This is a genomic window from Bradyrhizobium sp. USDA 4354 (assembly GCF_054060315.1).
On record NZ_JBSSDC010000001.1, the window covers coordinates 5,436,549 to 5,448,321 of the forward strand.

Below are 11,773 nucleotides of genomic sequence, written 5' to 3' on the forward strand. Positions count from 1 at the left end.
TGTTTTGCGATGCACACTTCGCGTCGAACGTCTGAGAACGATCCGTGCGCATTTACGCCGCAGTTTCGAATAAGCCTGCATAACCGCTTCGCGTGAAAGACTTTTCGGGCGTGGACAGCAAGCGGCGTCTGGACCTCGAAGCGGCGGAAACGATAGAGTTGCAGCTGGCGGGTGACTCCCGCCGGATAGGCCAGTCAGATCGACGATGGAGACGAGAATGATCAACCCGGCGACGCCAGCGCGGCTGAACCTGCGGCGATGCTTCGCGCTGGGGACCGTGCTCGCGCTGCTGCTCGGTGCCGCCGCGGTGGCGAATGCTCAAGGTTTGGTCAAAGGCGTTCAGGAAGGCGCGGCGGCCGGGAACAAGGCGGCAGGTCCGGTCGGTGGCGTGCTCGGCGGCGCGATCGGCGGCGTGGTCGGCGTCTTCACCGGCGTGCTCGGTGTCGGCAACAACAACGCCGGCAATCAGCCGCCGGCCGCCAAGGAGTCCAGCAAGGACGCCAAGCAACAGGGCGCGGCCAAGGACAAGGATGCCAAGAGCGCCAAGGCGGGCAAGGGTGCCAAGGCGAGCAAGGAGGCGAAGAACGCGCCGCAGGACAACAAGGCCAATAAAGACAACAAGGACGTCACGGTCCTCACCCAGCCCGGCGCGCCGCAGCTGACCGCCGAGCAGATCGTCGCCAACAGCGATTCCTACATCGAGCGGATCAAGACCGAGCTGAACCTCACGCCGGATCAGGAGAAGCACTGGTACGGCTTCTCGAGCGCGATGCACTACCTCGGGCATAATGGTGCAGAGCGGCTCAACCTGCGGGTTGCGCGCGCCAAGCGGGATCCACCCGACGACATCATCGAGCAGATGCGCAACGAGGCCCAGTTTCTGATTGATCGCGCCTCCGACCAGCGCAACGTCGCCGACGCCGCCGAGCCGCTCTATTCGAGCCTCGACGACAAGCAGAAGCAGGTCTTCATTCAGGAGATGGTGCGCCTCAGCCACGAGCGCGGATTGGATTGATCAAGTTGAATCGGTTCGGGCGCGTCTGAATTAACGGCGCCCGCCACGAATTCGTGAATCCTTTCCGCAATTCGGTTATGCTTAGCTTCGCAAGGCTGATCGCGGGGTTGATATGGCGGACGGACTCTCCGTTTTCCTGGTCGAAGACGAGGCGTTGATCCGGATGATGATCGCCGACATGGTGGAGGAACTCGGCCACCACGTCGTCGCGGAAGCAGACAATGTGCGCGACGCCAGCGCCTTTGCCATGACCGCGCAATACGATCTGGCCATCCTCGACATCAACCTGATGGGCGTCTACGTCGATCCGGTCGCCGACCTGATCGAGCGTCGCGGAAAGCCGTTTCTGTTCGCCACAGGCTACGGTCCGGAACTGCTGCCGTCCTTGCTCCGGCGCAGGCCGATCCTGCGCAAGCCGATCGCGATGGATCAGCTCAAGGCAATGATCGATTCGATGTTTCCCGAGCCGTCAGCCACAATTCCAGGTTGACCGATTATCGCTGGGGCGCATGGCCGGAGAGTGATTCAATCGGCTCTATTGCGACCGTTCCTCAGCACCGTGGCAATGGTATGGGCCGTCATGGCCGCGCGATCCGAAGCGCGCTGGGCAGCCAGCCGGTCACGGGCCTTTTCCTCGATCAAGAGTTCGATCAGGGCCAACCGCTTGTCTTCGCTGTCGGCTTCGCGCAGCAGGCGGTGATAGCGGTGATAGTCGAAACCAAAATCCTGCTTACGCATGTCACGCCCCCGCAACTACGCCACACACCGTGAGATTGTTTCTCATCTGAAGTGTGTACGCAAGCACGTTCCTGCCCGGAACCCGGCGTGCACAGGAATCTGCTGTGAATTGCTGGAGCCCGGAGAGCGACGGTCCGTCAATCCGAAGTGTGGTCGGCAAACATCTTCAAGCCGACGAAGCTCGCATCAGGCTTGATCACGAGCCTGGTGGGGATGTTGCGCAGATAATCCTGGAAGCGTCCCTTCGCTTCGAAGCGTGCCCGGAACGCGGAGGCCGCTAGGAACTCGTGAAAGCGCGGCACGATTCCGCCGGCGATATAGACGCCGCCGCGGGCGCCGAAGGTCACCGCGAGATTGCCGGCCACCGAGCCAAGGATCGCGCAAAACATCTCCAGCGTCGCGCGGCTGACGGGGCAACTGCCCTCCAGTGCGGACTTGGTGATGGCGGCAGCATCGCGATGCGGCACCTGAACGCCGTCGATCTCAGCCAACGCTTCGTAGAGGTTCTGCAGCCCGGAACCCGAGAGTGCGCCACGCTCGATGGAGACATGGCCGAGCCGCCGGCGCAAGCAGGCAATGACGCGTTCCTCGCGCTCGTTCTCTGCCGGCAGGGTCGCGTGTCCGGCCTCAGTGACGACGGCCAGTCGTGAGCCATGGCGTTCAATCAGACAGGAGACACCAAAACCGGTTCCGGGCCCGACGACCAGCAACGGCTCTCCGGGCAAGCCATCGCCTCCGCCGAGCGGGACCAGGTCGGCAGGCTGCAAGGCGGGCAGGGACCAGGCCACCACCTCGAAGTCGTTCAGCACATGGACGCTGTCGAAGCCGAGCGCGGGCTGCAGCTCGTTGCCATCGATGACCCAGGGGCTGTTGGTCATGACGCAGCGGTTGTTGGTGACGGGACCCGCCACCGCCAGCACCGCTCTTTGGGGCGGCTCGCCGCCCGAGCGGCGCGCCAGGACGTCCGCGATAGCCTCGCGGACGGTCGGGAAGTCGGCGACCTTCACATAGTCGATCGGCCCGGTCTGGTCGCCATCGCTGGATTCGGCCAGGCTCAGCGCGAAGCGCGCATTGGTGCCGCCGATATCGGCGAGAAGAATGTTTCCTGTCTTGCCGATGCCCATGGCCCTGCGGCTTCCGCGGCCCTGCCGGCCCTCGGGAACCTTCGCCTCCGTTCCTGATCCGATCCGCAAGCACGCGGACGGTCTGAGAATCCTCGCTTGATTGTTCCTAGTCAACACGGACAAGGTCAAACCGTTGCATTCTGGACGCCCCTTTGGTGTCAGCGCGGTATCGCCGCACGCGGTCGGTGGTTGCGAAGCTGCGCCGGAAGATCGACATTGGGAGGGAGCGTCCGGCGCTTGACGCCGGGCGGATCGAATGGGCCTTGCGATGAAGATATCCGACCGCGACGTGCTGCTGGTGATCGACGTACAGAACGACTTCTGTACCGGCGGCGCGCTTGCCGTTCCCAGCGGCGAGAAGGTCGTCCCCGCCATCAACAGGATCGCCCAAAAATTCACCAATGTGGTCCTGACCCAGGACTGGCATCCGAGCGACCACGTCTCGTTCGCGCCGAACCATGCGGGCAAGCAGCCGTTCCAGACGATCGAGCTCGGCTACGGCCGGCAGGTGCTATGGCCGACGCATTGCGTGCAAGGCACGGCGGGCGCTGAATTTCACCGCGATCTCGACGTGACACGGGCGAGCCTCGTGGTGCGCAAAGGCTTTCGCCGTGGCATCGATTCCTATTCGGCGCTGTTCGAGAACGACCATCGGACACCGACCGGACTGCTTGGTTATTTGCGCGAACGCGAGCTGAAGACCGTCTTTGTCGCCGGTCTGGCGCTGGACTTCTGCGTCCGCTTCTCGGCGGAGGATGCGCGCAAGGCGGGGTTGGAGGTGGCCGTCGTCGAGGATGCCTGCCGAGGCATCGATCTCGACGGCTCGCTCGCCGCGACCCATCAAAGTTTTCGAGAGCTCGGCATCGCCGTCGTCAGCCTCGAGGCGTTCCTGTGAGGACATCGAGGTAGCCATGGTGGAAAAGACCGCCAAACAGACACATGGACCAGGGCATGCTCCTGATGATCCGCGGCTGTGGCCGTTTGCGGCGGCGCAGCTTGCCATGGATGCCTGCTTCTGGTGGCTGGAGCGCGCACCCGCGGAGCAGCGTGACAGCAGCCTGGCGTGGACGACCCCCAACAGCGTTGCGTTGGAGCTCGCAACGATGCAGCTGCGCGAGTGCTCGCAGATCCGATCCGGCCAGCCGGCGCTGGTCTGCGCCCCCTATGCGCTGCACCGGGCCTTGATCGCCGATTTCGCGTCGGGCCATAGCGTGGTGCAGTCGTTGCAAAATGGCGGCATCGACCGGGTCTATCTCACCGACTGGCGGTCGGCGACATCAGACATGCGCTATCTCTCAATCGACAGCTATCTCGGCGATCTCAACGTCGCCATCGACGAGATCGGCGCGCCGGTCGATCTCGTCGGGCTCTGCCAGGGCGGATGGCTGTCGCTGCTCTACGCGGCGCGTTTTCCAGCCAAGGTGCGGAGGCTGGTGCTGGTCGGCGCTCCCGTGGACCTGTCGATTGATTCCTCGCTCTCCCGGCTCGCCCGCAACGCGCCCGAGCTGGTCTATGACCAGCTCGTCGCGCGCGGCGGCGGCAATGTCAGCGGCGAGGAGATGCTGCGCTTCTGGTCCAAAGCGCCTGACAGCGACGATATCGTGGCGGCATTGCAGAGGGATCTCTCGGACGAGCAGGGCACGGCGCTGCTCGCGCGCTTCGACCGCTGGAACGCCGAGACACTCAATCTGCCGGGCACTTATTATCTCGAGATCGTCAACGGGATCTTCCGGGAGAACCTGATTGCTCGGGACAATTTCATCGCGCTCGGCCGCCCGATTCATCTGAAGGACGTCAAGGCGCCGATCTTCCTGCTCGCCGGGCTCGACGACGATGTGGTGCCGGCAACGCAAGCGCTTGCCACCGCCGGGCTTGTCGGCACGCCGCCAACCTTCATTGCGGCGGCTTCCGAGCCGAGCAATCACCTCGGCCTGTTCATGGGCGCGCGCACCCACGCGCATGCCTGGCCCCGGATCGCCGGGTGGCTACGCGACGATCTGCCCGGCGTGCTGGCCCGCAGCGCCTGAGCTCGCCAGCGCTGGGCAGGCCGCCTTGCAAATCCGTTATGCATGACGGCGGATGGCTCGCACGGGACCCGGTCGATGCGCTACATATGGTCCGGAGCTGACAGCTTCGGCAGCGAAGAGATTCAAGGGTACTGCGCTCGATGACTTTCCATTCGATCTACGCTCACGGATTTGCGCGCGTGGCGGCCTGTGTCACCACATCCCATGTCGCCGATCCCACGGCCAACGCAAAGGCCGTCCTGGCGGCGGCCGATGCCTGCCACAAGCAGTCGGTGGCGGTTGCCCTGTTTCCCGAGCTGTGCCTGTCCGGCTATGCGATCGAAGATCTGGTGAAGCAGGATCCGCTGCTCGATGCGGTCGAGCGTGGGCTCGCCGCGATCGTTGAGGCCTCCGCGGGGCTGATGACGGTCCTGATCGTCGGGGCGCCGCTGCGCTTCGGCAATCGCATCTACAACTGCGCCGTTGTCATCCATCGCGGCAACGTCCTCGGCGTGGTGCCGAAGTCTTACCTGCCGACCTATCGCGAGTTCTACGAGGGACGGCATTTCGCCTCCGGCGCCGGCATCGCCGGCGAGACGATCGCCATCGGCGGCCTGCACGCACCGTTCGGCGTGGATCTCCTGTTCGCGGCCGAGGACGTCCCGGGCCTCACCATCGGCGTCGAGATCTGCGAGGACATGTGGATCCCGGTGACGCCGGCCTCCGAGCTCGCACTCGCGGGCGCGAGCGTGCTGATCAATCTTTCGGGCAGTCCGATCACGATCGGCCGGGCGCGCTCGCGCGCGCTGCTGTGTCAATCGACGTCGGCGCGCTGCCTCGCGGCCTATGTCTATTCCGCCGCCGGGGCAGGGGAATCCACCACCGATCTCGCCTGGGACGGCCAGACCTCGATCTACGAGAATGGCGTGTTGCTGGCCGAGGGCGAGCGGTTCCGCCAGGGCGGCCAGATCACGCTGGCCGATGTCGATCTCGACCTGCTCAGGCAGGAACGTGCGCTGATGGGAACGTTCGACGACAACCGTCGGCAGCGCGAGGCGTTTTTCCGCAAGGTGACATTTGCCCTGAAGCCGCCGGCGGCCGACATCGGCTTCCTGCGCAAGGTCGAGCGCTTTCCGTTCGTGCCGAGCGACGAGCGCCTGCTCGAGCAGGATTGCTACGAGGCCTACAACATCCAGGTCGCCGGTCTCGTGCAGCGCATGCGCGCCACCGGTACCAAGCGCGTCGTGATCGGCGTCTCGGGCGGGCTCGACTCCACCCATGCTCTGATCGTCGCCGCCAAGGCGGTCGACCTGCTCGGCCTGCCGCGTGAAAACATCCTCGCCTACACCATGCCGGGGTTTGCCACCGGCAGCGAGAGCAAGACCAATGCGCTGGCGCTGATGCAGGCGTTGCGGACGAGCTGGCAGGAACTCGACATCCGGACCACCGCAACCCAGATGCTGAAGGACATCGGTCATCCCTTCGGCAAGGGCGAGAAGGTCTATGATGTCACCTTCGAGAACGTGCAGGCGGGCCTGCGGACGGACTATTTGTTCCGGCTCGCCAACCATCACGGCGGCATCGTCATCGGAACCGGCGATCTCTCCGAGCTCGCACTGGGCTGGTGCACCTACGGCGTTGGCGATCAGATGGCGCATTACAACGTCAATGCCGGCGTGCCGAAGACGCTGATCCAGCACCTGATCCGCTGGGTGATCTCCTCGAAACAGTTCAGCGACGACGTCAACCGGACGCTTGGCTCGATCCTGGCCGCTGAAATCTCGCCCGAGCTCGTGCCGGTCGAGGCCGGCGAGAAGCCGCAGAGCACGGAAGCGTCCGTCGGACCTTACGAGCTGCAGGATTTCAACCTGTTCTATACGCTGCGCTTCGGCATGCGGCCGTCCAAGATCGCGTTCATGGCACTTCAGGCATGGAGTGACGCCGCCAAGGGCGAATGGCCGCCGGCGTTCCCGAGCGACCGGCGCAAGGCCTATGATCTGCCGGAGATCCGCCGCTGGCTGGAAGTGTTCCTGCGCCGCTTCTTCGCCTTCAGTCAGTTCAAGCGCTCGGCCATGCCGAACGGGCCGAAGGTCTCGGCCGGCGGCTCACTGTCGCCGCGCGGCGACTGGCGCGCGCCGTCGGATTCGAGTGCGGCCGCTTGGCTCGAGGATCTCGAACGGAACGTGCCGAACTGATCGGCGCGGCGTTGGAGGAGGGACGATCTGATGTCGGCCGGGGACGGGGCGGAAACGGGTGAGGCCAAGGTCACCAACGGTCTCTACATTTTCGACATCGAGATGCGAGACGGCAAGCGTGGGCAGGCAAGGGGCGTGGTCGTGCTCTGCGACGGCCGCATCATGGGCGGCGACAGCTTCTTCTACTACACCGGCAGCTACACCTTCCGGAACGGCAAGTGGCGTGGCGACATGATCGTCAATCAGCACACTGAGGTGGTCGGCAGGACGCTCGCATTCGGCGGCCGCGAGGTCACCTGCGGCTTTTCCGGCGACTATTTCCCCGGCGGTGCGGAAGTCGAAGGCATGGCACTGGTCGGCAAGACCAGCGTGACGTTCACGGCGCGACTGACGCTGAAGGATGCAATATGAGCGCGATCTGATCTGCTCACTCCACGGCTACGTTCCTGCTCAGGAACCTTCGCACCGACAGAACGTTCGCGTCTGTTGTTGCGAATTGTCGAGGAGAGGGACCATGCGTCAACATTTGATGTTATCGACTGCGGCGATCGGACTCATGCTCGCGTCCGGCTTCGCCTACGCCCAGGCGCCCGGCGAGCGGAGGGACGAGCCGAAACGGACCGAGGAACCGTCAAAGGGCGCTGCACCGCAGCGCGGTGGTCCGGCTCAAGAGCGCGTTCAAGAGCGCGCGCAGGGCGCCCAGGAGCGACTGCAGGGCGCGGGCCGCGAGGAGAAAGGCGGCGCCGCCAAGCGCGAGGCCAACGAAGACAAGCGTCAGCCGGCCACGGCTTCCGAGCGCAATCAACCGAAGGGTAGGGATCAGGCACAAGAGACTCGCGAGCCTGCGCGCGATCGCAACCGCGAGGCCGAGAGCGCGAAGCAAGGACGCGACAGCGGCAAGAGCAGTGCAGAAACGAAGCAGGACAAGTCTGCGCCGCAGAAATCAACCGCGGAGTCCGAGAAATCCAAGGCCGGCCCGACCGGCCGGCAGAACGAGCGCACCGGAGCTGCGGCCAACCAGAACGAGCGCAACCAGGCCCAGCCGCCGCGCAATGCCGCCGAGCAACAGCCGCCGGCGCAACAGGGCAACCGGCCGGCAACGGCGACTGACACAAGCCGGACGGCTCCGACCAACAACGCCCAGAGCGCCCCTGCCGCGACGGGCACGCAAACCAATCAAGCCAATCAGACGACGCAGACCAATACGCAGGTCAATCAGCAGGCTCAGGTCACAACCGAGAGGCAGGTGCGGATGTCTGAAACCGTCAGCCGCGCGCGCCTTGCGCAGCCGGAGCGCAACCTGAACATCGCCATCCGGGTCGGCGAGACGATTCCTCCGCGCGTGCGTCTCCACCGGTTGCCGCCCGAGATCATCTCGATCGAGCCGCAATATCGGGACTACGAGTATTTTGCCACGGATGACGATGTCGTCATCGTGGAGCCGCGCACGCATCGCATCGTCAGCCAGGTGCCGCGCGATCCATCGCGGGCCCGCGCACAAATGGGCGGCGCCGCCACATCGAGCATGGCTGCAGCCGGCAGCAACGTGAACTGCCGTGTCATGCGGCGCGATGCCTCCGGTAACGTCGCGGAGGCGGAACCCACGACGGTGGGCTCGACAGCGCGCACGGATTCGTTGAGCGTGACGGTTCAGATGCCCGGCGGCGGCTCGTCCGCGCCGATTGCCCTCGGCGCTGCCGCCGGCGACATCGTCGTCGCGACGCAAGGGCAGGGTGATTGCACGGTTACGATCGAGCCGCAATCACGCTGAGCGAAAGACGACGCAGAAACGTCAACGCGCCGCCCGGCTGAACCAGCCGGACGGCGCGTTGTGCGTTCAATCTGAAAAGTTTCGAGGTCCGGAGTGCCTAGGAGTCCGGACCTCGTCACCTTGCCCCAGCCTTCAATCCCCCGCCCCATGTGGTCCCCCAACCCCATGTTGCGCGATCAGAGGTGATGCCCGTGGAAGTGGCCGCCGATCGATGTCCCGCGATGTACGCGAAGGACGGCTAGGATTCCATTCCGGATCACTACGGACACGATAGCGCTTGCCATGTGTCCGTTCTGCATCGGTCGCTGATGGCTGATCTGCAGCGCGCGACCGATGGGATGTCCACATCTCATCGGCACCTCTCAATCTGCATTTCACGGGCCTGTCATTGAACTGGTCTAGCGCTGCTCCCTGTCATCGCTGACGACGAAGGAGCATGCCATGTCGAAGCCGGTGCTGGGCGCCGCATTGTCCATCAAGTCCATCCCTGCCCATCGCGACTGGCTCTTGGAACGGCAGCGCGATCTGGAAATCCAGGACTTCTTCCGCGCCGATCTGCTCGATAGCGACTGGCGCGCAACCGCCGGCGAGATCAAGCAGATGCTCGCTGGTCACACTGGACGGCTCGGTATCCACGGCCCGTTCTGGGGCTTCAAGATCGACAGCCATGATCCCATGATCCGCCAGGCGGTGACCAAGCGCCTGCTCCAGGGGCTGGACGCCGCCGAGTTCCTCGGCGCGACACAGATGGTGATTCATTCGCCGTTCACGACCTGGGACCACAACAACCTCGATCTCTATCCCGACAATCGCGGCAATCTGGTCGAGCGCGTCAAGGCGACGCTCGCCGAAGTGATCGCACGTGCCGAGACGATCGGCTGTGAAATCGTCATCGAGAATATCGAGGACAAGGATCCGCGCGACCGGGTGCGCCTCGCCAAGGCGCTCGAAAGCAGCAAGGTCCGCGTCTCGCTCGACACCGGCCACGCCAACTACGCCCACATCTCCACCGGCGCGCCGCCGGTGGACTATTACGTCGAGACTGCAGGCGACATGCTGACGCATGTGCACCTCCAGGACACCGACGGCTTTGCCGACCGGCACTGGGCGCCGGGCGAAGGCAACATCCCGTGGGTTGCCGTGTTCCGCGCCCTTGGCCGGCTGACTTCAAATCCGCGGCTGATCCTTGAACTCCGCAACCACGACGACGTCCGCACCGGCGCAGCCCACCTCGCCGCGCTCGGGCTCGCCGAATAACCGACATCACAAAGGGCAGGGTCACACTCATGAGCAAGCTCACCCGTCGCACCATCCTGAAGTCCGGCGGCGCTGCCGCAAGCACATTGCTGCTGCCGCGCTTTGCGGTCGCGCAAGGCGACAACCGTCCGTCGGTGACGATCGCCGTGCAGAAGGTGACCAATTCGAACGTGCTCGACGTGCTGCGCGAGCAGTCCAACGTCGGCGAGCGCGTGTTCTTCTCCTCGATCTGGGAAGGCCTGATCTCCAAGAACTGGCGCGGCAATCTCGAAGCCATGCCCGGCCTTGCCACCGAATGGCGGCGCATCGACGATCAGACCGTCGAGGTGAAGCTGCGCCAGGGCGTCAAGTTCCACAATGGCGACGAACTGACGGCCGAAGACGTCGTCTTCACCTTCAGCCGCGAGCGCATGTTCGGCGAGACCGAGGCCAAGAACCGCTCCACCATCAAGGCCTTCGAGAAGATCCCGACGCCGCGCCCGGGCAAGGAGCTGCCGCCGGACGTGCCCGCGGTTGCCCGCCGCATCTGGCCGGACCTGGCGCGGGTCGATGCCGTCGACAAGTACACGGTGCGCTTCTACAACGCGACGCCCGACGTCACCATCGAAGGCCGGCTGTCGCGCTACGGCTCCGACATCATGAACCGCCGCGCCTGGGAAGAATCCGCAAGCTATCTCGATTGGGCCCGCAAGCCCGTCACCACCGGTCCGTACAGGGTCGTCGAGCTCAAGCCCGACGTCTCGCTGACGCTCGAAGCCCACGACGAATATTGGGGCGGCCGGCCGCCGCTCAAGCGCATCCGTTTCCTCGAAGTGCCTGAGGTCGCAAGCCGCATCAACGGGTTGCTCTCGGGCGAATACCAGTTCGCCTGCGACATCCCGCCGGACCAGATTGCCGGCATCGAGAAGAATTCGGCGTTCGAAGTGCAGGGCGGCACGATTCAAAATCACCGCTTGACCGTGTTCGACAAGAACCACGCCGTGCTCGCCAACCCGCTGGTGCGGCGCGCCTTCACCCATGCGATCGACCGGCAGGCGATCGTCGACAGTCTGTGGGCCGGCCGCACCCGCGTTCCGAAGGGCCTGCAATGGGAATTCTACGGCGACATGTTCAATGCCGACTGGAACGTGCCGGCCTATGATCCCAAGCTCGCGCAGGATCTGCTCAAGCAAGCCAATTACAAGGGCGATCCGATTCCCTATCGCCTGCTCAACAACTACTACACCAACCAGGTCGCGACCGCGCAGATCCTGGTCGAGATGTGGAAGTCGGTCGGCCTCAACGTGCAGATCGAGACCAAGGAGAACTGGTCGCAGATCATGGAGCGTGGGCCCGCCCGCGCAGTGCGCGACTGGTCGAACTCGGCCGCGTTCAACGATCCCGTGTCCTCGCTGGTCGCCCAGCACGGTCCGAACGGCCAGCAGCAGCAGATCGGCGAGTGGACCAATGTCGAGCTGAACAAGCTCTCGGAGTTCCTGGAAACCTCGACCGACCGCGCCGCCCGCAGGAAGGCGTTCCACCGCATGCTCGAGATCGCCGAACGCGAGGACCCCGCCTACACGGTGCTGCACCAGAATGCGACCTTCACGGCCAAGCCGAAATCGATCAAGTGGAAGGCTGCGCCCGCCTTCGCGATGGATTTCCGCGCCGGCAATTTCGAGGTCTGA

The 11,773-nt window shown here is 64.5% G+C and carries 11 protein-coding genes; 9 read left to right on the forward strand and 2 right to left on the reverse strand.

Features of this window, described 5'->3' with window-relative positions:
- Positions 1 to 217 precede the first annotated feature (217 nt).
- Both ACVIIV_RS25215 and ACVIIV_RS25220 read left to right on the forward strand, forming a co-directional pair.
- Positions 218 to 1,015, forward strand: a complete 798-nt coding sequence (locus tag ACVIIV_RS25215; protein ID WP_456746549.1) for a Spy/CpxP family protein refolding chaperone — start codon at positions 218 to 220, stop codon at positions 1,013 to 1,015.
- A gap of 112 nt (positions 1,016 to 1,127) precedes the next feature.
- Positions 1,128 to 1,505: a response regulator gene (locus ACVIIV_RS25220; RefSeq protein ID WP_212373248.1), complete on the forward strand. Its 378-nt coding sequence runs from the start codon at positions 1,128 to 1,130 to the stop codon at positions 1,503 to 1,505.
- 35 nt (positions 1,506 to 1,540) lie between these two features.
- Here the strand turns inward: ACVIIV_RS25220 and ACVIIV_RS25225 are convergent, their stop codons facing one another.
- Together ACVIIV_RS25225 and glk are read right to left on the reverse strand one after the other, a co-directional pair.
- A complete protein-coding gene (locus tag ACVIIV_RS25225) occupies positions 1,541 to 1,753 on the reverse strand; it encodes a hypothetical protein (protein ID WP_456746550.1) in 213 nt (70 codons plus the stop codon).
- Between the two features lie 137 nt (positions 1,754 to 1,890).
- A complete protein-coding gene (gene glk, locus ACVIIV_RS25230) occupies positions 1,891 to 2,877 on the reverse strand; it encodes a glucokinase (protein WP_456746551.1) in 987 nt (328 codons plus the stop codon).
- Positions 2,878 to 3,133: 256 nt separating this feature from the next.
- On the opposite strand from glk, the gene pncA reads away from it, so the two are divergent.
- The 7 genes from pncA (at position 3,134) to ACVIIV_RS25265 (ending at position 11,773) form a co-directional block, all read left to right on the forward strand.
- Positions 3,134 to 3,772 carry a bifunctional nicotinamidase/pyrazinamidase gene (gene pncA, locus ACVIIV_RS25235; protein WP_456746552.1) on the forward strand — a complete coding sequence of 213 codons (639 nt, stop codon included), beginning with the start codon at positions 3,134 to 3,136 and terminating at the stop codon, positions 3,770 to 3,772.
- Between the two features lie 16 nt (positions 3,773 to 3,788).
- Positions 3,789 to 4,904 (forward strand): alpha/beta fold hydrolase, encoded by a 1,116-nt coding sequence (locus ACVIIV_RS25240; protein WP_456746553.1) that lies wholly within the window; start codon positions 3,789 to 3,791, stop codon positions 4,902 to 4,904.
- Between the two features lie 140 nt (positions 4,905 to 5,044).
- On the forward strand, positions 5,045 to 7,078 hold the full coding sequence (locus ACVIIV_RS25245; protein ID WP_456746554.1) for an NAD(+) synthase: 2,034 nt from the start codon (positions 5,045 to 5,047) through the stop codon (positions 7,076 to 7,078).
- Between the two features lie 30 nt (positions 7,079 to 7,108).
- Positions 7,109 to 7,489, forward strand: a complete 381-nt coding sequence (locus ACVIIV_RS25250; protein WP_456746555.1) for a GrlR family regulatory protein — start codon at positions 7,109 to 7,111, stop codon at positions 7,487 to 7,489.
- Positions 7,490 to 7,592: 103 nt separating this feature from the next.
- A complete protein-coding gene (locus ACVIIV_RS25255) occupies positions 7,593 to 8,849 on the forward strand; it encodes a DUF1236 domain-containing protein (protein ID WP_456746556.1) in 1,257 nt (418 codons plus the stop codon).
- Positions 8,850 to 9,290: 441 nt separating this feature from the next.
- Complete coding sequence (locus ACVIIV_RS25260) at positions 9,291 to 10,106, forward strand: sugar phosphate isomerase/epimerase family protein (protein ID WP_456746557.1); 816 nt, start codon at positions 9,291 to 9,293, stop codon at positions 10,104 to 10,106.
- Positions 10,107 to 10,135: 29 nt separating this feature from the next.
- Positions 10,136 to 11,773, forward strand: a complete 1,638-nt coding sequence (locus ACVIIV_RS25265) for an ABC transporter substrate-binding protein (RefSeq protein ID WP_456746558.1) — start codon at positions 10,136 to 10,138, stop codon at positions 11,771 to 11,773.